The organism is Pedobacter sp. A2324, assembly GCF_059693705.1.
Map to the genome: position 1 here is coordinate 635092 of NZ_JCASSK010000003.1, position 22828 is coordinate 657919.

Annotated in this window: 14 protein-coding genes; 2 read left to right on the forward strand and 12 right to left on the reverse strand. The window is 39.5% G+C overall.

Annotated elements, in window-relative coordinates:
- Positions 1-256 precede the first annotated feature (256 nt).
- Both AC570I_RS11915 and dinB read left to right on the forward strand, forming a co-directional pair.
- Positions 257-616 (forward strand): response regulator, encoded by a 360-nt coding sequence (locus tag AC570I_RS11915; RefSeq protein ID WP_047798910.1) that lies wholly within the window; start codon positions 257-259, stop codon positions 614-616.
- Positions 617-834: 218 nt separating this feature from the next.
- Complete coding sequence (gene dinB / locus AC570I_RS11920) at positions 835-1935, forward strand: DNA polymerase IV (protein WP_497405602.1); 1101 nt, start codon at positions 835-837, stop codon at positions 1933-1935.
- A gap of 57 nt (positions 1936-1992) precedes the next feature.
- Here dinB and AC570I_RS11925 read toward each other — a convergent pair whose 3' ends face one another.
- The 12 genes from AC570I_RS11925 to AC570I_RS11980 form a co-directional block, all read right to left on the reverse strand.
- Positions 1993-4467 (reverse strand): glutaminase family protein, encoded by a 2475-nt coding sequence (locus tag AC570I_RS11925; protein ID WP_497405603.1) that lies wholly within the window; start codon positions 4465-4467, stop codon positions 1993-1995.
- Positions 4468-4630: 163 nt separating this feature from the next.
- Positions 4631-5476: a PKD domain-containing protein gene (locus tag AC570I_RS11930; protein WP_053058341.1), complete on the reverse strand. Its 846-nt coding sequence runs from the start codon at positions 5474-5476 to the stop codon at positions 4631-4633.
- A gap of 12 nt (positions 5477-5488) precedes the next feature.
- Positions 5489-6928 carry a PA14 domain-containing protein gene (locus AC570I_RS11935; protein WP_497405604.1) on the reverse strand — a complete coding sequence of 480 codons (1440 nt, stop codon included), beginning with the start codon at positions 6926-6928 and terminating at the stop codon, positions 5489-5491.
- A gap of 28 nt (positions 6929-6956) precedes the next feature.
- Entirely contained in the window at positions 6957-8651 is a 1695-nt protein-coding gene (locus AC570I_RS11940; RefSeq protein ID WP_497405605.1) for an alkaline phosphatase family protein, read from the reverse strand.
- A gap of 39 nt (positions 8652-8690) precedes the next feature.
- A complete protein-coding gene (locus AC570I_RS11945) occupies positions 8691-10310 on the reverse strand; it encodes a DUF5008 domain-containing protein (protein WP_497405606.1) in 1620 nt (539 codons plus the stop codon).
- A 28-nt stretch (positions 10311-10338) separates the two neighbouring features.
- Positions 10339-11064, reverse strand: coding sequence for a hypothetical protein (locus AC570I_RS11950; protein ID WP_053058342.1), 726 nt, complete (start codon positions 11062-11064; stop codon positions 10339-10341).
- 21 nt (positions 11065-11085) lie between these two features.
- Positions 11086-12618 (reverse strand): RagB/SusD family nutrient uptake outer membrane protein, encoded by a 1533-nt coding sequence (locus AC570I_RS11955; protein WP_497405607.1) that lies wholly within the window; start codon positions 12616-12618, stop codon positions 11086-11088.
- Between the two features lie 12 nt (positions 12619-12630).
- Positions 12631-15780, reverse strand: coding sequence for a SusC/RagA family TonB-linked outer membrane protein (locus tag AC570I_RS11960; protein ID WP_047798917.1), 3150 nt, complete (start codon positions 15778-15780; stop codon positions 12631-12633).
- A 23-nt stretch (positions 15781-15803) separates the two neighbouring features.
- Positions 15804-16925: a DUF5007 domain-containing protein gene (locus AC570I_RS11965; protein WP_053058343.1), complete on the reverse strand. Its 1122-nt coding sequence runs from the start codon at positions 16923-16925 to the stop codon at positions 15804-15806.
- A gap of 3 nt (positions 16926-16928) precedes the next feature.
- On the reverse strand, positions 16929-18038 hold the full coding sequence (locus AC570I_RS11970; protein WP_231582651.1) for a fasciclin domain-containing protein: 1110 nt from the start codon (positions 18036-18038) through the stop codon (positions 16929-16931).
- Between the two features lie 11 nt (positions 18039-18049).
- Complete coding sequence (locus AC570I_RS11975) at positions 18050-19591, reverse strand: RagB/SusD family nutrient uptake outer membrane protein (protein WP_497405608.1); 1542 nt, start codon at positions 19589-19591, stop codon at positions 18050-18052.
- A gap of 1 nt (position 19592) precedes the next feature.
- Entirely contained in the window at positions 19593-22607 is a 3015-nt protein-coding gene (locus AC570I_RS11980) for a SusC/RagA family TonB-linked outer membrane protein (protein WP_497405609.1), read from the reverse strand.
- Positions 22608-22828 lie beyond the last annotated feature (221 nt).

Here is a 22828-nt window from a genome sequence, read left to right on the forward strand (position 1 = left end):
GACCAACAAAGCATTTAATAATAAATTAGATAAAAAGCAGGGTTAATTGACTATAATCAATACTTTCTTGATGAGAAAATGTTTCAGTTGTAGATCATTTTTTAGATAATTGTAGAATAAGGCAAGCAGAAGTTTTTATTTGAATTACTCTTTTTTTTAAAACAAATACTCAAATATTGGTATTACTACTGTTGTAGTATCGATCCGGCTTATGTCAGCACACAAACAAATGGTTTGATGGAAATAACTTTTACAAATGGGAACTAAGAAAATATTCATCGCCGACGACGATGAGGGTATAGTGGACGCAGTAACAATGATTTTGGAAGTGATGGGATACGACGTTAATTATACTTATGATGGCGGGTCAGTAATTGAGGCAGTGAAAAACAGACCAGATTTAATCCTTCTTGATATATGGATGAGCGGTCACGACGGACGTGACATTTGCAAACAATTAAAAAGCGATCCAGAATTCAAAGACATTCCAATTTTAATGATTTCGGCAAGTAGGGATATACGGCAATCTGCCATGGACGCTGGTGCAAACGACTTTATGGAAAAACCTTTTGAAATGGATTCACTTTTAAATAAGGTTGAATTTCTGCTAAATTAAGGCTATCGAAGAATTATACACTAAACATTAATTCTCACAATAACTTCCTTGAAGAAATTCTCTCAGGCAATTGGTTAACGCGAACTCAGTTGCCTCACATAGCCATAACCTATGGTTATTTAATTCCCCTTTAAAAAGTTTCAAGCAAATGATCACCTGCATCGCCAAGGTTTTTTGTTCCAAAAATCAAGAATAAATTCCGACATTTATTCATTCAGATGTCTGATCAACCAAGTACAGTTTTAAGAAAAATCATTCATATCGATATGGATGCCTTTTACGCATCTGTAGAACAGCGCGATTTTCCGGAATACCGTGGAAAGCCTCTGGTTGTGGGAGGCAAACCTGATAGCCGGGGAGTTGTGGCTACAGCTAGCTATGAAGCCAGAATTTACGGAATAAGATCAGCCATGTCTTGTAGTAAGGCCTACCAGTTATGCCCTACAGCAATTTTTGTATATCCACGTTTTGATGCCTATTCTGCTGTATCGAAGTCTATAAGAGAAATTTTTAGCCGTTATACGGATATTATTGAGCCCCTGTCATTGGATGAAGCCTACCTGGATGTTACAGAAGATAAATTGGGTATCGGTTCGGCTATCGATATTGCCAGGTCAATAAAAGATGCCATCAAAAATGAATTGAATTTAACTGCTTCTGCGGGTGTTTCTATTAATAAGTTTGTCGCGAAAGTGGCATCAGACATGAATAAACCTGATGGTCTGACTTTCATTGGCCCCTCTAAAATCAAATCATTTATGGAAAAACTTCCTGTAGAAAAGTTTTTCGGTGTAGGCAAAGTTACCGCTGCAAAAATGAAAGCAATGCAAGTCAACACGGGGGCCGATCTTAAGAATTTAAGTCAGGAACAACTCATCGCCCAGTTTGGCAAATCAGGGAAGTTCTACTATCAGATTGTCCGGGGCATTGACGATAGGCCTGTCCGTGCACACCGCGAGACTAAATCGGTAGGCGCCGAAGATACGCTTGCCGAGGACACCAATGACGACGCAGTAATGCATGATTTGCTGAGACAAATAAGCGAGACAGTAGCAAAGCGACTGGAAAAGTATAAGCTTAGCGGCAAAACGGTTACACTTAAAATAAAATTTGAGGACTTTAAGCTCATCACCCGCAGCCGGTCTTTTGCTTTTTCTATTGATAAAGCCGAAGCAATATATACGGAAGCGATAAGACTTTTACAGGAGGCCGATCTTGGGTTTACAAAAGTAAGATTATTAGGAATCACACTTTCCAGGTTTCACGATGACGCACCGATGGAGAAGTCAGAAAGCAATCAATTGGAGTTGGACTTTTAAAACAAGACTAAAAAAGCCCACAAATCTGCGAGCATTTTTAGTCTTGACTATAGTTATCTATTGGCCGTTCAATTTATCAGCAAACATTTTCATGTAAAAGCCTCCTACAACACTTCTAGCTTTAAAATTATCGCGAATCCCGGTATTGGAATCATAAAAATCGTTCAGGGGAACTCTTGATTCAGTTTCAATGGCATGTTTGTAAACCGGATGTACCAGAGCTTCAAAATCTTCACGTGTTGGAGCAAAGGTAGCCGTCCATAAAATCCAGTCGTTTTTAGTATATGCTTTTCTGCTGTCCAGTGGAATCCCATATCGGTTTTGTTTCTTCAGGTAATAAGCTGTTTCGGTATTATAGATTTTCTGTGGAAACAAATTTAAGTTTAGTACTTTATCCCAAACCAGGTTATACTTTTGGCTCCAGGTATTTTTATCATCAAAGGTAAGCGCATAATGATCTCCGGCTTCTGCCATTTCAATCCATTTTGGCACCATGCTTTCGGCGATAGCTCTATATTTTGTAGCTGTTTCCCTATAGCCCAGCGTTTCAGCCATTTGTGCATAACAGGCTATACCAACTATCGCCTTAACTGATAAATTTGCATTTCTTGCGAGGTGCCCGGCGAAATCATCAGTACACAATTGTGTTTTAGGATCTAAGCCTTCTTTGGTTAAGTAGTCAACCCAGGTAGTGAGCGTTTTCCAATGTAGTTTCGCATAATCAGCATTCCCCTGTGCTTTTGCAATCGCAGCAGTCAATATAATCATGTTACCGGATTCCTCTACCGGCATAGGCTCACCGTAAGTCTGACCGTTTGCCAGAGGGTAGGTTCCTAAATCGTGAGCAGCCCATGGATGAGGATATTTTCCACTTTCACTAAAATAGAAAATACCATTGAGCATGCCTTGTAACAAAGATGGATTGTAAATTAGATAAAGAGGCGCAGACGGATAAGTAACATCAACCGTGTTAATAAAGCCGCCACTATTATTCTCTTTAGATAACCACAAAATTTCGCCCTGCTGGCTTTTTACCAAAGTATGAGCAGCAATACTCTGACGATAAGCTAAAACACATAAATCTGCATATTCTTTACCACCAGATTTTAAAGCATCAGCATAAACAGACTTATTGAATGCCTCGCATTTAACGATTACCGCTTTATATTGTACTGCAGCATCACTTAGTTGTCCTTCAATGGTTTCTTTACCCGAAGTGTTCCACCATGGTCTTAAGTTCTTATTGAAATACTGAACTGAATAAATTTCATCATATCCCAGCTCCACAAATTTCTCCACTGCATTTTTCCCTACGTTACCAAAAGGAATAATGGTATTTAATGCCAGCATCTTCCCTTGTTTTGCTGTTGATGCCGCATTTCCCTTTCTAAAAGCATTAGCTGCATCTTTCTCGCTGGTTACAAATTGAATGCTTCCTGAGGTTTTTGGAGTTGCCACATAGAAGTAACCCCAGTCAATACGCATGTCATCACTTGCTTTTTGTAAAACAGGTTGTTCTAAAGTTCCTGTTTTTAACACAGATAGATTAGCGGTCGCATATTTTGTTGCGCTAACTTCCTGTGAGGGTCTATATACGGCAATATTCGATGAGGCACTTAGGTATGCTTTTACCTGGTGGGTTTTGCTGTCGTTAGCCTTAACCTGATAGGTAATATAGGACACAGGTCTTGCAAACAGTCCCAAATCATTCATTAAAAGCGGAGAAGTAAAAGTTAATTTCAAATCAACTTTACCACAGGTAAAATTATAAATGGTTTGCGTGGCTTTCACATCAACACTCTTTTGTTTAGCCAACTGAACTTTTTGCGCATCATCTTTCTCTTTATTCACCAAACCGAAGTCAAGATAACGTCCACCTGCAGTATTCAAAAGGTGGATAGCAATCACGTTCTGGCCTGCTTTTAATGCATTTTTACCACTATTGCTGAGTGCTATATATTGGAAGCTATTGGTCCATCCTTCCTTATCATATACTTTTTTACCATTCAGGAAAACCTCAATATTATCATCGTGATTAATTTTCAGGAAAAGTTCGTTTATCGAAGCGGGATTTGCTAAAGTAAAATTCCTCCTTACCCAAATATCATGAGATTTCCATAACGTCTTAACATTCTTTACATCATCACCTATAGGAGCAGAACCGGTTTTCCAGCCGGTTGCAGAATAGCTAAATGCATTCCACTCCCCCTCGGGATTATTTTCTGTGTATTTTACCTCATAACCTTTCTCGTCAGAAGTTTCTAATACCGTTTTATAGCTTGGCGTTTCTTTGCCTAAGAATCTGTAAATACTACCATCAACATTTATTAATCCCAATAAGGATTGGTCTGCACCAGTCCAGTGCGCTGTAGAAGAAGCGGTGAGTTCATCTGTATTGGACCAGATACTAAAATAAGTGTTGTGTGTAATCAATGGATAGGAAGGCGCCTTTCGCTCCTGAGCATGGAGTAAACCGCTCAAAAAGACGCAGCCGATTATCCCTAATAATTTAAAAATTTTAATTCTATTCATAATTGTGTGTGTGTTTTCGGTTAGAAAATAGAAGCAGTTAAACGTTTTACTAATGTATAAAAATTTATCTGCTATCCATTGTAATTTCTGCTTGACATGCAAAAATACATGAGGTTTTATGCCCCATGTATTTCCAAACTTGCATGTAAAACCAGAGCGTTAACTAGGGTTGTTTTTTATTAATGGTCCATTCCGATAGCTGAAATACCCTTGCAGATCTGGTCTGTTTAATGTAAAGACGGTAGAACTTATAGGCAACATAGTTGTCAAAATGAAATAGTTTCGTTTGATTTCTGCTTGTTCCAGTATTTGTATTTTCCCAAGGGCAAGAAGTTACTGTATGTAAATCCCGATATTGAATACCATCCGTTGAACCCTGCAAAATCCAGTATTTAGGATCACGGTCTGCTGCATCATTACCTGAGGTTAATGTATAGGCTCCCACAACCTGCGGAGTTCTTAACTCAAATGTACATCGCTGAGTGCCATCGAATCCTGCTTGTAAAAATTTAGTTTTCGTATCACCATCCACTAGCTTCTTGGATCCCTCACCACTATCCGGACCAGCCCCGGCCTCTAAATTTACTGAAAATATGCCTCCAATGGTCTGAATATAATTTTCTCCACAAATAGAATAGTTTATTGTTGGGTCAACCACTGTAATATCGATTTCTTTAACAGCGGTATACCCTTGTCCGTTTCGGGCAGTTAAAACTACGTGATACTTCCCTGGAAACCGGTAAACATGCTTGGGTGAAACTTCAACTGATGTGCTGTCATCACCAAATTGCCATAGAAGCGATTTATAATTTTGCGGTGTTGCATTAAATTTAACTTCCAGGAACTTGGTGGGGTCTGGCAGGGCATAATCAAAAGCCACAACTGGCTTTGGTTCTTCAATCTCCTGAATAATTTCCACTGCCTCATCTTTTTTACATTTAACGGTTAACAACACAATGAGCAGCAATAGCGAAAATACGCTGAACAATTTTTTTATATTATTTTTCATATCTGTCAATTTTTAAGGCGTAGGAAATAGTTGACTTTTTGGTATAACACGTTTGCTTAAAACATTGGGCACTTCAATTTCCAGGTAAGCTTGCTGACCACCGACATTTTCTCTGTGGTGAGCTTCTATCCTATATCTTTTGCCCCGTTCAAGAAATATGGTCCCTTTTCTGGTATCCTTATCCCATTGGGTAGTATAGTCGTTGACCAAAGCAACACCATTCACGTATAATCTCGAACCATCATCCCAGCGTGTTTGGTAAAAGGTATAGGTTCCACGAACCGGAGCCAGGAATTCGCCTGTCCATCTGCTTGCAAAGTTGTCGCGACTTAAAGAAACGTTTGCACTGTTCTTAACGCCATCAGGCCATCCATCGCCACTAAAGTTGATACTCTCATCGATTCTGGTTACGAAAGGCGCTCTTCCATCATCTGGATCTAACTGATAATTGGTATAGTACTTTGCAATTAAACCGGTACCGTTACCGGTGATATAAGAGTTGTTATCCAGATTCACACTGGGATCAACTACCACAATTATTTTGCTCTTAGTTGGGTGTATAACATGATTCGTAGATTGCTTGATACTTAGCGCAAAGGCAAACCTTTTGTTCGCACTAATATTGGCATCGAAAACTGGCCATGGTATAGATAAACGTACCGTTGCACTTGATGCTCCGGTTGCAAAACGCACTAAAGTGTCCAACGCAAAGTCACTTGCTGCAAGGTGAATCGAATTTGACGGAATGGTGCCTGCTCGAGCTAATGTAGCAATGGTGTCGACGTTGTCTTTAATACTGATATTAAAGGCACCGGTTGGTGTATTTTCTAAACTTACCACCAGCGGAATAGTTACCCCTGCAGGACCGATAATATAATTTGACCCCTGTACAACATTGAAAACCCCACCACCGTTTAAAGTGAGGTAATGAATATCTGTTGCCTTAAGTAAATCAGCGGTATTAATAACAACCAATATCGTCGATTTTCCGGAAGCTATTTTATTTCCTTTTCCGGGCGCTGAAAGCTTTAAAGCAAATACAACTTTTTTACCAAAATATTTTTCAAGAGCGGCTCGTCTAACCGTAGCAATTCCTTCACCATTATCAGCTCCGTAAGCTACATTGATAACGTTCGGGTATTCAACTGACCCTGTAGGCATCAACACTGCATTGGTCAGGGTTCCGTTGTTGATTAACTGGGTTACCGTATCATTATTTAAAGTTAACCCCACCTGAAAGGCTTCTTCAGCGACACCAGATAATGATATTTTAAATGGAACCTTTACGAACTGGTTATCAATGCTCACATTACCTACAGAGATTCCTTCACCTGTAATACTTCTTGTAGCTGCATCAGGCTGTTTTAAATCCTCTATTTGAGATTCTTTACAGGAGTAGAATATCACCATGGTGGTGAATACTACAAAAACGGAGTATATAATTTTTTTCATTGCTGATATATTAATTATCAAATATTACTTACTGATCCAACCAAACTCTACCATCAAGTCCCCAGGTTTGCCTGTTGGCGATTTTTAGCCAATTGAGTATCTGGGAAGGAATGTCTGACGTTTGCGGAACCAATACGGCCAGTGTGCTTGCATCTGGAGGACAGATTAAATCGTTGAAATTTTCCCAGGTAAACGCACCTATAAGAGTAAAATCATGAGCCTGTGAGGAAAGATCTGCCATTTTATTGCCGTTACCGTCAGTTGCCGGCCAGTAACCCACTAAATAGTTATAGGATGGGTGACTCTGGTCAATCGATGTTTCGCAAGCATAGTTACCAATTACTCCATCAGGAACACTGAGTTTAAAAAATCTGATATCAGTTACATAAAAATCTGGAACACCATGACCTGATCCATTTAAAAATCCGAGTTTTAGCGGGTTTGAGTTAGCCAAAGATCCTGAAGCAGTAATTTCAACCTCATTATTATAAACACCATTGGTGTAAGTTCGTATAAAACGTTGATTTCCCCTTTGCTCCAGTTTTACCGAAAGATTTTCCCATCTGCCTTTTCTAATATCACCGCCACGGCATTGCTTGTAATCGCTGTCTTTAGTACCGCGCCACTCAAAATACCAATACCCTTCTTCAAGATATATTACCCAGCCTACACTAGGATGTCCACTTGACCATTCATTTCTTTTGCCTAAAACACTGGGCCACCTGAATATATCCTGGTTCTTTTTAACTTTAAGTTCTATAGTCATTTTGGTGGTATCATCAATATTGTAAACCGCAGCATCTTCCCCTGAAATTTCAGCCCTTGGTTCTTCTCCAACAAACTTGATGGATTTCCCCAGGTAGCGGTTTCCAGTAAAGGGTTTAACGATAATCCTTTTTTGATAGGTAGGGCTATAATAAATGATAAATGCATTATTAGCAGGCTTGCTGAAAATGGTTTGGTCATCTGAATTAGCAGGCAATGCGTACGCTCCACCATCGCTTGAAGCGATAACAACTAGCCAGTCTTCGTTAATATAATTAGCGCGTTTTTTCAGCGCTGCTAATATCTCTCCTACGGTCGAATCAAATTTCTCAATCGCAGTTTTATAGGCTGGAAAGGAGTTATCATAGCCAACAGAAGCTCCTGCTTTTTCAACGTCAGTAAAATGACCTAAAATAACGGAAGCGGTGTCTGTATTGAGTTGGTTAATCACAGCAGCTTTAACAGCGTCGTCATTAGTTAATAAACTGTTAATAGTTGCATCAGCAGTAAGCTTTTGGAACACCGACGAAGATGTGTATGAGGCTATCTTAATACTTGATCTGTTGTCCTTTATCCGTTTAAAAACTGCCGGATAGTTCTGTAGATTATTGTTTGTTAGATCATTGTTAGTCACCATGTGCTTGGCTTTCTTCACACCAGAAAGCATACTGGCCCAATTGGAGGCATCTAACGTTACCTCTGGTTCATTAAGGCCAACCCAGCTATAGATAGCATTTGGGAGTAGGGCTGTAATGTTCGGAATGTTTGCAGTTGACACAGACTGGCCTCTTGCTCCATCAACAACTAAGTACAAAACCTTCCGATTTCCATACCTGACATTTGTGGTATCTGTCCCATCTTTCTCGGTAAGAGTTCTATCGAAATCTTTATTACAGGAAAATATTGCAATGGTCATCATTGTGGCCATAAGGCCGAACAATAATTTATATTTTTTCATCTTGCTCATCTTTTATATTTGATTAGGCTTCTGTCCCAGTTATTCAATAGTCATTCTGATAATATTATTATAGGGCTGGTTATCAAAGCGATTAAAACCACCAATCAGCAATAATGCTTTCTTACCATCGGCTGATTTAGTTTCAATCACATCAGATAATCCGCCATTGAAAGGGCCGGTAGTATTATAACCAGGAGCAAGCGCTCCTGCAGCGGTGAGAATCATAAATCCATTTCTGGTGATGTTATCATACTTTCTGAAATCGCCCCCCACAACAATTAAACCTGTAGAAAGCTGCCGGGCAAAGTATGGATATCCCCCTTCATAGGCTTTTGCACTGAACGATTCATCTAATGATCCGTCCTCGTTCAATAATGCAATACCATTTGCTGGTTTACCGTTATATTGAGTGAAAGTCCCGGTAATTAAATATTTCCTGGTGGTAGCATTATAAGTTAAAGACCCAATACCGTTGTTGGCACCAGTGCCTGGATTAAACGATGGATCTTTAGCTCCTGCAGCTGTTAAGCGCAATATTCTTACAGCAGGCTGATCATCAAAAGTGCTGAAATTACCCCATACCATTAGCTTTTCAAAGTTTGTAGCATCAGTGTGCATATAAGTATCAATAGGTCCGTTTGCACTAACACCTCCTTTGTTGGTCGCTGTGTTGAAACGGAAAGTTTTATCCAGCGATCCATCTAAGTTAAAACGTAGGATTTGCCTGATATCCGTACTATCCATAATCACGGTGTCTCTGGTATTATCATAATTCGCTCTACGGTAATCTCTTTTTACATAGTATCTGAAACTTCCGGTAGCCAAAATTTTGCCTTGATGAGGATAAACACGATTGATGAATGCATTTGTTCCACCGTTGAACTTTGGAAACCATTTATGCGTTGTGGTATCGGTTAATGTGGGTCTGCGTTGTGTGCGGATGTAAACTGTGTCAATAGCTCCATTAGGAAACAAACTGGTGATGTTACTGATGTTTTCTGTGCGCTGGTTATAGCCGCTGAAACCTCCGGCAATGATGAAGCGTCCGCCAATTTCCATCACTCTGGAAAGCGAACCATTGGCTCCGCGTCCGGTTCTGAAGGTTCGGTCATACTCGCCATCCAAAGAAACCCTTGCAATTCTATTTATCGGAGTTACAATTCCCTTATTGTCATAATTGGTAAAAGAGCCTACAACAATTGCCCGGCCATCATTCATTTCATAGAACTGACTTACATATCCGTTTGCTCCCAGGCTCGCCTTCCAGGTGATGTCATTTTTCACCAGACCTGTTACCGTAAATTGCGGCCCTACAACCAATTGATCGCCAATGGCAATGGAAACATTTCCTGTACTGCCGGCTGCGGGCACTTTTACAGTGATTTCTGTAGCTGTTACACTCACAACTTCCGCCTTTTCACCATTAAACATAAAGGTCAGCTGATCTTTAAAAGGCATCAGTCCAGTTGCTTTAATGGTAACAGTAGTTCCCACTATTCCTTCTGCCGGAACAGGTGGCGCTGTCTGACTGATCAAAACTCCGAGCGGCTGTTTGCCTACAACATAAGGCTCTTCTCCAAGTTCTTCTTCCTTTTTACAGCCTTGAATGATCAAGCCAATCAGGAAAAATATCGTAAGAATGTATTTAATTTTTTTCATGTTCAAATTCCTTTAATATTAAACCTTATTATTTGGATGTACTTTGAGTTAAACCAGTAGTGTACACATCATTGAAAAACTCATACAAACTGAAGCCTAAATAAGCTCCGGAATAAGCTAGCGAATGTACAACACCGTTGGTAGGCTTGATATCCGATGATGCAATGTTCACAGAAATCCAGTTGTCGTTGGGTTTCGAGATATCGGGGATATAGGAAAATACCAGGTTTCGGTAACCGATATATCTGATTCCATTCGCATCACCAAAGGAAACTCCAATATTTGACACAGTATTATTGTAATCATAGTATAAAGCTCCGGGATAAATCGATCTCAGCCCCAGGTCAATCTGGGTATAATCTTTCAAACGATTTACTCCTTTAAACATATAACGCTGAAGGTATTTTTTCCAGATTAGCGGTGAGATCTGATCAAGGGTTTTCACCGTATCTTTGCCTGAATAAAACAGTAAATTGTTAAGGCCGTTTGTTCGAACAGTCCCAATCGTCCTTTTAATTACATCATCATCAAAGGCAAAAAAGGTAAAGTCTTCACTACTGAACTGTTTCTCCATCCCTGCAAGTTTTACAATTTGGGCCACGGTATCAAATGGCACTTTTTTAGCCTGCAGGTATTGCAGCATATTCCCCTGATAATCTGGATTTGCTTTGCCACCATCTATATAATACTCATCACGTTTGCAGGCGCTCAAGACCAGTAAAAATGCTGCACATATCATTATTAGCTTTTTCATATCTTAATCTTTTCTAATCAATTAATTACCACCATTTACCCAATAGTCATTTAAAACTACGTAAGGGTTATTATTTCTGGCATTCGAATTTAATGGCCATGTCCATGCCCCGCGATTGAATTTATCAGCCGTTAAAACATTATAAGACCATTGGTTACTTAAAATCCTTTTTGTCCGAACCAAATCAAAATAATGGTGCCCTTCACCAATCAATTCTCTCGATCGTTCATAAAAAATGAAATCTTTAAGTGCTGAACCGCCGCCGCCTGAGTATTTTGAGGCCTGGGCACGATCCCTAATCATATTCACCATAGTGATCGCATCCGCATCCTGACCAAGTTCGGCAAGCGCCTCTGCGGCAAGCAGAATTTCGCCACCGTAACGGAAAACCATAAAAGTATTATCTGGATTGGCATTCTCTTCTCCTGTAGCAAATGCATTCTGCGCGTATTTTAACAACATAAACTTTCCGTTATCAGCAAAAATATCCTCGTTAAACCATGCGGTTATCCTTCTGTCGCTTCCATCTTGAAAAAGCTTTTGCATGTACTCTCCACGATAATAAGCAAAGCTCACGCGGTGGGTATATTCCGGCCGCTTATAGGGATAGTGAATAAACATATCAGCAATTGGTGATACACTTGAATTGGCATCTCCATAGTTGATACTTCTGTAAAACTCGAATAAACTTTCATCTGACCTTCCTTTAATTACTGTTGCCCATTCGGAGATCGGCAATAGCCTGAACGCCTTACTTGCAATTAGCTCTTTTCCTAAATCAGCAGTTTCCTGGTAATATTTATTGGCATTTCCCGGATCAAAACCTGCATTCCACATATTCATCTCCATGATTAAAGCAACTATGCTTCCACGGTTTGCCCTCACTCCTTTAATGGATGGGTCAGTATAAGTCCATGCAATATTGTTTTTATGGGTTTTTAAATCGGCAATACATTTATTTAATACTGATACAAAATTCTCCCGTGGAAGGGGTGTAGCATGAAAAGCATCAGTGTAATAGACCACATTACCATAAAGGCGCACCATAATAAAATAGCTCAGTGAGCGGATGAATGCTGCTTCAGCCTTAAATGCATTTTTTTCTGTTTCCGTTACACCCGAAACGCCTTCATCCAACTTGGCGATTAATATGTTTGCACCCTGAATAGCTTGATAATAAGCCCGCCAGTCAGTAATTGAATTGAAATTGTAATTAATGTCACTCGACCACGGAAAGGAATTATTAAGAACAGTTAACAAATCATTTCTACCCAAATATTCGACAAATGCACGTGCTGGTGCATGGTCCGATTGACTTTCATATTGTACCTCGCCAGACCTGTATTCGCCTGTGGCGCCAATAAAATGTGTTTCGTTGTATTTCCCAAAAACAATTCTCGATAAATCGTAAATGTTTGCAACCACATCTTCCTTAGATTGGAAAAAGTTGTTTCCTGATAATTTATCCAAAGGCTGGATATCAAGAAACTTTTTACACGATGGCAAACAGAATGATGCCACTAAGAGTAATGTATATATAATAACTTTTTTCATAACAATAGTAGATTAGTTGCCTGTATTAAGTTCTAAGTTTAAACCAATATTATAAGTACGTGGAACCGGATACCCCGTGGAAATATCTCTTCCCAGGGTGGTTACGTTTTCCGGATTTGGTCCGCTATATTTAGAGAACGTTATCAGGTTATTTGTAGAGGCATAAATTCTCAATTGATTTAGCCCGAACCGCCTGATCAGTTTCTTATCGAACATGTATGAAAGAGTGACGTTATTGATCTTCAGGTAACTGCCACTTTCTTGCCACAGGGTTTGATCAGCTCTTAAAGGCTGAATCTGATTGTAACGTTTATAATCGTATGGATATGGATATTTTGCCATGTCACCCGGAGCTTTCCAGATATTAAGATCATTTAATGGCACCACTGATGTTTGAGAGAATGGGTCGCGCATAATTGCTATCCTATCTGCGAGAGCATTGTTCAAAATTGTACGGTCTGCAGTATAAACAGCATAGATATTTAACCCCCAGTTCTTATATCTGATATTGGTAGAGATACCTCCTGTAATCAATGGCTGTGAATTGCCGGTGATTTCATAGTCCCTGTCATCTAGAATATAATCGCCGTTAACATCTTTCAGTATTGGATCCCCACCAAGAAAAAACTGTCCGTTCGATTGATATCTCTTTCCGGTAACCGGATCTACAGGCACATCTCCATCAGTTTTATATACCCCCTGATTAATGCGTAAATAGTTTGACAAAGTATTTCTTCCAACGCGGTAAACTACATGTTGTAAATACCCGGAGTCGTCAAAACGAATATCCTGCCCATTATATTCTGAAGGGAGACGAAGCAATACATCCCGGTTAATTGCTCCATTCAAAGAAATTGAGATATCAAGATCTTTTTTTACTACAGGCCTGAAAGTGATCATCACCTCAGTACCATAATTGGCAATAGCAGCGTCATTGCTAGCTAAAATATTAAAGCCTGTAATATTGGATAAGCGGCTTTCATAGAGTAGGTTGTCAACCTTTTTATAATAGGTATCGAAGTTGATTGCTACACGCTCATTGAATAAACCTAAGTCAAAGCCCAGGTTATACTGACTGGTAGTAGTAGGTTTAAGAGATGGATTAGGAATGATGTTATAGTTGATTCCAATCGTAGGGTTATTGTTGAAGTTGCCGTTTAGATTGTAAATCCCGTAGATGCTTTCCAGGTTACCGCTTGGAACAATATTTTGTCCCCAGGTTAATCTTAAACTACCATAAGATAGCCATTTTTTATCTGCTAACCAGTTCTCTTTATTGAAGTTCCATCTCAAACCCACTGAAGGATTTTTAGAATACGGATTATCTAAACCAGTTGACGAGGTACCATCCAGACGATAAGAAAGTTCAGCTACGTATTTTTTGTCATAGTCGTATGAAACGGAACCAGCAAAAGATGCAATAGTAGCATTCCTATAATTCTCTAATACACCTCCCCCTCTGGAGTAATAAGCATCATAACCTACAGGTCCCTGGTATTGGTCGTTAGGCGTTCTTTGCTGTAAAGTAATACCAGCTTGTTTTCCTTGTTTATAAATTTCGTTAAATGTGTTTATAAACAGGTTGTGCTTATCACCGAAGGTTTTAGCATATGTAATACCATTACGGTTATACAACTGGTAGTTTCTACCCACATAATCATAAAGTTTAGAAAACTGGCCATTTGCGGCGGCAGGGGTAAATGTCGATTCTGTATCAGATGTATAATCGTAACTTAATGTTGACGAGGCAGCCAGACCAGGAATGAATTCATAGCGTGCTTCCACATTTGTTCTTAAGTTTCGGGAATTGTTATCATTTAACGTTTGCAATGCAGATAGTACACCTCCTGATGCCTGATAAAATGATGGCGGGGGAAGTAAACTGGATGCCTGGCCATTTTGAGCAACACCTGATTGCAATAATCCTACTCCATTACCTTTATTCTGCTTACCTACTGATCCATTAATGAAACCGAAGAACCTGAACTTGTCGTTGGGTTTGAACTCCATGTTCATGTTAAGGTTGTAACGATCATAACCTGTATTTTTGATTACTCCTTTTTCTGTGTAATAGCCCACGTTCGCCTTGTAGTTAAACTTCGGATCACCACCGTCCAACGCCAGGTTATGACTTTGATTGTAGGTGCTTTGATAGAATACACTTTGCCAATCAGTGGAATTATTCCAGTAAGCATTTAAGCTGTCCGACAAGAATGGAGTGTTGGAAATTCTTCGTATATCATCCACATTTGATGCATTGAGAATGATCTGCTGAATCTTCAATTGTCGCTCGGAGTTACCACCCAAAGTTTCACGAAGTTTTGGCGGGGCATTCACGAAAGCATTGGTTACATATCTTATTCTCGGAACTTTAGAGTTACCTCTCTTGGTGGTAATGATAATAACACCGTAAGCCCCTCTTGACCCGTACATTGCGGTGGCCTGTGCATCTTTTAGAATCTGGATATTCTCAATATCTTCCTGAGGTATGAGCGAGAGTGGGCTCACACCAGGTCCCTGAGTTTGAAAACCGAATTCAGCAGCCTTGTCTGCATCAAGTGGCACGCCATCAATGATGTATAATGGTGAGGTAGGCTGCAAGAAAGATTCATTACCACTGCCTGAAATTGTCAGGCTGGACAAACCACGAACCTGTACAGATCCCCTGAATCCCGGAGCACCAGTGTTATTTTGTATGTTCAATCCTGGCACTTTACCCTGAAGCAGTTGCTCGACGTTTGATACCGGAATATCCTGAACTTCTTTAGCTTGGATTAACACTGAGGAACCGGTCGTTGTCTGTTTCGACCGATTTTGGTATGCCACAATGATTACATCATCAAGTGCAGTACGATCTTCACTGATAGTAACTGTCACATTATTCGAGCCGGTAACTTTATATTTTTGGGTATTGAAACCCAAAAATTTAAATAATAGCGTTGACCCTATTGGTACATTGACAGTAAACTGTCCGCTACCACTTGTTTGTGTCAAACCCTTATTGGTCTCCTCAAGAATTACAGAAACCCCAGGAACTCCTTGTTTGGTTTCCTTATCCACAACCTTACCATTGAGAATCATGGTCTTTTGCTGTGAATAAGCATGAGTACCACAGATTATACATACAATAAGTATGATATAAAAAAGTATATTTCTTTTCATAATAAATAGCGTTAAACGTTACCCTATTCGCTAGCGAATTTTGGATTCTCTGTTTTAAAGTGAAAAACAATTTCCCAGTCTCCTGCCTTGTAGATGGCGAAATCGATACCAAAGTTGGCCACGGTACGACCTCCACCGAAAGCACCCCTTGAATAGCTTAGATTTACCCTTGCTCTGGAGCCACCTGTAGCATAAGAGGTTGGAATTTCAACCAGGGGAATCGGATAGGCTACGTCATACTGAACATACTTATCAGTTTTCTGGAAATTAAATCCATGAATCATTTTATCCCATACAGTCTCATTGAAGAAAGCCGGATTGATCTCAACCAGATCTTTATTTAACACCTTAATTCTAAGCGAATGTCCGTTACCGCCGGAAAACGGACGGATATATACAACCACATCTTTTTTATCGTCGTTACTAACCAGTGCCTGGTTTGACGTTTCGCCAATTACATTGGTTAAAAATGGACGTATATAATCCCTGAGCGTTTTATCTAAAGGAAATTTTGGGTCTGGCGCAGGCAATCCGCTATATAAATTAATATCATTTGAGGGTTCATACGGACGCTCCCGCCATGGTCTGATCTGAAAGTCACGAATCAGTCTTTCCCCGCCCGAATTTTTCACCTTAACATCAAAGAAACGCGTATCCTGCGCAAAATTTGTACTGTCGGTTGGTCGCGGGGAAACCAGTTGATTGGTTGACGACCCCCAAAGAATAAATTCTCCTGAAGGGCGCATCTCAAAAAGCTGATGAGATTCAATTTTTCTTTTGGCTTCGATTTCAGCCAAGGATTTTTCTAAACCTGTATAGGGAGCAGTCCATACATATGTGGGCACCTTCTGAAAGATATCAGTCACTACTCTTCCATCTCCCCAGCGTGGATTTACAATTTCAAAGGTGATTGGCTGAGTAGAGTTATCTCCGTTAAAGCCACCGATTAGATTATTTCTGCCAATAATCGGCTCAAGGATCTTATTGCTAAAGTTTACATTATTACTCAGATAATCTTTCTCATCTGGAAAGTTGTAAAGCTTCTTACAGCCACTTAAGGCAACAAAAATAAACAGTATCAATAGAAGATCTTTTTTAGCAATTAACTTCATAAGTTTTTCTGATTTATTGTTTTCGTAATCCATCTTCTATTTCGTTTTGTTAATGGTCCATTCTGCCAATTGGAATACGCTGCCATTTCTTAACTCGGTAATGTTTATACGGTAGTATAAGTATGGCGTAGTGTTAGTACATCTAAATACCTTTTGTTGATAGCGTTCCTCAAAAAAGAAATTGCTTACCCGATGCAATTCAGTCCAGTTAACGCCGTCATTTGAAGCTTCATAAGTCCATGCTTTGGGATCACGTTCATTTGCATCATTCGCTGAAATCAAAGTATATACAGATGATACATCAGCTGTTTTAAGCTTATAGGTCATCGTTAAAAAACCTTGCAAATCACAAAGAAACTTGGTATGATCGTCGCCGTCAATCACTTTCCTTGAGCTTTCTCCAGCGGTAATCCCTCCGCCGTTTTCACGGTTTGTAGTCAATGTACCACCGATGGTAACCATTAAGTTTGGTGGTGGCGGAACAAATGTTAACCGGGTTACAAACCCATCGAAACCAAACGTATGATCAGGACTAATGACATGCACAATCCCATTTTTGGTTTTGATGTTATTGGATGCTGTAGTACTGGTTGCCCAGTTTCTGATGAACTGACTTCTTTTAGTGTTACTAAATTCAATTACTTCTGGTCCGGCGCCAACCAGTCCGCTTGCTGATGCCCTGATGGATTTAGCATGCATCGGATAGCCAACTTTAACACTGGTTAGGTTTAATCCATCCTGAAGTTTAAGTGAATCTGTAGGTTTTTTTCCTCTGATGATGTAGTAAGAAACCATAGTATCAAGTTGTACCCCATCGATATTCGAGAGAAACAACGGATCTTTATCTGATTGTTTCCTGAGGGTGTTGAGGTTTCTAAAAGCCAGTTGAAAACTTGGATTGGTTACCGCGAATAAAGTAACGTTACTATCAGTTAAGGTTTTCTGCAAACCCATCCGATCAATTGCAACAAGTAGAGAATCATAAACACCAGGCTTGCTTTTCAGGTATTCATAAGTGTTTCCGGTAAATGGTGCTGTAGATTCTTCTGCATCGTAAAAGCCGCCATTCTTTTTACAAGCTGAATAAATTAAGGTGAGCATCAACAACATTGCAGCTGCTCCCACATATTTCATAAAATTCTTCATATATGTATTGTTTAGCGCCAGTAAGGATTCTGAGTTAACAAATTATTTTGAGATATCAGCTTGCGGGAAATTGGCCAATATATACCTCCGGAATTAATGAGCGCCATAAATCTGGAATCATTTTGTCTGATCTTGTTTAATCTGATCAGGTCATACCACCTTTGCCCCTCGCCTAATAATTCCCGATGTCTTTCTTCAAAGATCACTTTAATCAAATCGTCGGTTGTGCTATAAGGTGAGTCGGTACCACTGGTAATTCTACGTGTCACAACATTATTCAACTCAGCCAGGGCACCAATCTGATCGCCCAATACTGATAAAGCTTCGGCGCGCAGTAGAACGATGTCTTCTAACCTTGTGAAAATAAGGGCACTTGTAAAGTATCGGAAATTCGGATCTGTGCCACCACCCTGAATCACTTTAATCTTACTGAAGATTGGATACTTGCCATTCAGATTGGTAAAATATCTATCAAATTTGGATTGACCTAGTGTATCAATGGCAAACCTTTCATCCTTTGCGAGATTAAAATATTTTAAGATAGAATCTTTTGGCAAATAAATGTCCGGCACTGTTTTAGTAAGGATTGGCTCTGCTAACGTTAGCTCCTCGATGTGCCCGGTTGCCGAACCATCAACGTGACCATAATCGGAATTGAATCCAAACATCTGACGGGTATTTTTATTGTAGAAAAACCCATTAGAGTTGCTCAGATCGGTTACAGAGGTATATCCGCCTTGCGACCTACCGTAGTTATCTTCAACAAATTTGGCATATTTTGATACGTTCGAATAGTCAGCTTTCCAGGCAGCAACATGCGCCAAAACAGCATATGCCGTGACCTTTGTCGCCAGGGCACCTCCCCAACGGTTGCTGTCTTCATTGTAGTAATTACTAGGTTGCTGAACATCTCCGCCACTGTAGATAAAAGGTAAATCTGCAGCAGCCCTAAGGATTTCAGACTCTACCCAGGCCAGAATTTTTGCCTGGCTTTCTCTTGGCTTATTTTCGAATCCAGTTTCTCCGGAAGAAATTACAAACGGCACATCACCCCAGATACGAACCATATAGAAATAGGCAAATGCCCTTAAAAATCTTGCCTGAGCAAGATCAACCGTCATGTTATTATCTGAATAACGCTTATCATTAGCCCTTACATGAGCTACATTTTCCATCAGAACATTTGCTCCGTTTACAATAGCGTAAAACCTGGTCCAATCTGATAGCGATTCAACTACGGGATAAGAGGCATTTAAATTGTTACTGATAACCGCTTTTAGGTCCTGCCTTTTAGGACTTGCAAATTCACCAGGCCTAACATCTCCATAAATCCAATGTCCATTATTATCTGATAATGCTGAACGGGTAAGTGCATACACTCCCATAATTCCAGCACGTGCATCTTCAACGGTATTCCACATGTTTTTTTCTCCCACTGTACGGCTTGAATCAACGTCCAGTGCCTTATTACATCCTGAGACTATAAAAACCGAAAGGAGAATGGTGTATAGTATATTTTTCATCATTGATGTATTAGTATTACTTCTTTCCATATTATAATTCCATTTTAAGACCTAATGTATATGTTCTCGGTATTGGCTGGCCATAACCGGTGTCCATCCCGTCGTAGCTTACCAGTTCAGGATCCTGACCTGTATAAGGGGTTACTGTGAACACATTGTTTACTGAACCGTACACAAAAATTTTCTTGATCTTAATGTTTTTTCTTTTAAGAACCTGACCTAAATCATAACCTAGTGAAACAGACCTTAACTTTAGAAAGGAGGCATTTTCGAGAAATAGATCCTGATCAACGCGATAAGGAATTACAGTACTCCAGGGGTTGTACAAAGGATACTTGCTATAATCCCCGCGCTTTTCCCAAAAAGTAATTTCTTTTACCGAGCTTAAATCGGTATTCCCTTCGCGGTTCACAAAATCGAAGCGGTTTGCCATCTCCTGGTTGATGATTTTTCTTCCCAGATTAAAATACAGGTTTGTTCCGAGCGTCCAGTTGGCATAATTAAAGGAGTTATCAAATCCTCCTGATAACAATGGCATGATGTGACCTTTTAGAACTTTGTCCTTCTCATCTATAATATTATCACCGTTTTGATCCTTCCATCTTGGATCTCCGGCTTTTAACGCCTGGCCATTGTATTTCAATGGTTGGCCATTTACTACAGCTACTTGACTGTTAGCAGTGTAAATACCTTCGTTTTCAAGCAACCAGTATTGATCTACAGGCTGACCGACTTTTAGAAAGCGATTACCGATTACAATTTCATTTAAACCCCTGGGTAGCGCATTAAGCTTATTGGTATTATGGTTTACATTTAAAGCAGAATTCCATTTGAACCTAGCATTTGAGATAACCAACGCACTGATCGTTAAGTCCAAACCAGTATTAGTCATATCGAGTCCACTTTCTATAGATTGTTTGTATCCATACTCTGCATATGACGGAATACTAATAAGTTGATTTTTCTCAGCTTTGGTATAAAAATCTAAAGATGCATGCAATCTATTCTTGAGCATCGAAACATCTAAACCAATATTCAATTGATCAGAATAAGACCATGGAACATTATATCCAACCCATCCGAATGAGTATGGTCTGGTTAATACTCCAATAGCATTATACCCTGGTACTGTCAGGTTGCCTGTATAACCTACGGTTGCGGTATATTGCGGACCTTGTGCATAATTATCGTAAGTAAATGTTCGGCCCATACGACCAACACTTGCTCTAAGAACAGCGTCGTCAATAGATTTGAAGTCTTTAAGTAATTCATTTTTTATGTTCCAGGCTGCTGACAATACCGGTGAATAGAACCACCGCGTTGTGGGCTGTGCATTGGAAGAACCATCCAGGCGCAACGTACCTGAAAGGAAATACTTATCACTATATGAATAGTTGACTTTACCGTAGAAAGAAACCAGATTATCCTGTGTTTTATCCAGAAAACGATACGTTAACTCCCTTGGAAAGGCAGTAGGAACAAGGTAATTTGGATTGTCATTCCCGTTGGGAAGTTTAGGATCTGAATCCAGTAAATTAATTTTGATGTAGTCGTTTGCACCTTTGTAAGCATAGGCATTACTGTATTTATAAAGATCCCACATGGTAGATTGACCCAACTCAAAATGAAAGTCATGAACGGTGTTGACATTCAAATCGTAAGTAGCCTTGTTATCAATCATCAACCTTTGGTTGAAACCATAATAGTTGGATGCATAGCTTGTTCCCTGCAATAACGTTCTGGCGTAGAATACATCACGGTAGCCTTCATTATAATCTACATTGAAAGTAGATGAAATCTTAAACTTACCCAGTGTAGCCAAAAGTCTGGCATAGCCTTGTATAGAATTGGTTTTGTTATCATCGAATCCTTTATCATATTGCGCCAGGTAATTACCATAATATTCTTTATTTGGGGCTAGTGGAGCACTTAAATCAGGAAAATAATTTAGCTGTGTAAAACGATCTCTCAGATTTCGGTTACGCGTTCTGTTCAGCCTGTTCCCGTTAATCATCGCAGAAAATAATAACCATTTTACCGGCCTCATATTAATGTTAAACATCGCACTATAGCGGTCTAAACCGGTACCATCCGCTACACCTTCACTTTTGGTGTTACCAAGTGAAAACCTGAAACTTGCACGATCGGAGCCACCGGTCAGCCCCAAATTGACACCATATATAAGTGCATTTTTATAGTACAAATCGGTCCAATCAGATTTTCCACTGTAGACATTATTAAGTGAGTCACTAAGGTAAACCGGATATTGCTCATCATCTGAGTAACGTCCGTTAGTGGTGTAAATGTCATAAAATCTTTGTCGAAACTCATTTTCATACTTGCCGTTAATGGTATTGACTGTAGGTTTTTGAACCAGACCGATATAGGAGTTAAAGCTTATGCTTCTGTTCATCCCGTCAGGCGTTTTAGACTTCAACAAGATTACACCATTCACTCCCCTGGGACCATAGATTGCAGTACTTGCTAAATCTTTCAAAACCTCTACTGAGGCAATATTGTTGATATCTATTCCTGTTAGCAGATTCGTCGCCGGACCGATGCGGTTGAAATCATATTGCTGTATATCAAATGCAAACGGATGTTCTCCAACAAGGGGAATACCATCCAGCACTACCAAAGGCTGAGATGAATACACATCCTTTTTAGAAAGTAATGGCATCGGAGCTCCCCTTAAAAACATATTTTGTATTGTTCCGGGCTCTCCCGTTGGCTCCTGAACATACAAACCTGCATAGTTCCCTTTTAGATTCTGCTGTAATGAAATAGCAGGAAAAAGTGATAAATCCCTGGTATCTTTTTGAACTGTTCCAGCCAACTTGCTGTAAAGCGTTCTCTGTTTGATCTTTTCCAGACTGTCTTTTCGCAGCGAATCTCTTTCAGATACAATTCTGACTTTTGTTGTATCCTGACGAATAAAAGGCCTGTTTTTCAGACTTGTGTAAAGCTTAACAATTGTTGCATTGCATGGTAAAACGTTTAACGTAAGCATTGCAAAAAAGCCACAGCACACCCATAAGTATCGCATAATAAATGGATCGTTAATTAATAAAAAAAATGATTTTTAATATTTACTTTTTCGGAAACAGCAAAATCTGACTTGTGTCAAAAGGAATAGTACTCAGGTTGTAGTAAGTGATTAGTCTCATAATTAGTTAATTTGGTTAAATCAAATATATATAATACTAAAACGTTTTATTGCCGAGCTAGCACTTTTAGTATAATTTCAATAAATTAATTTTATAAATA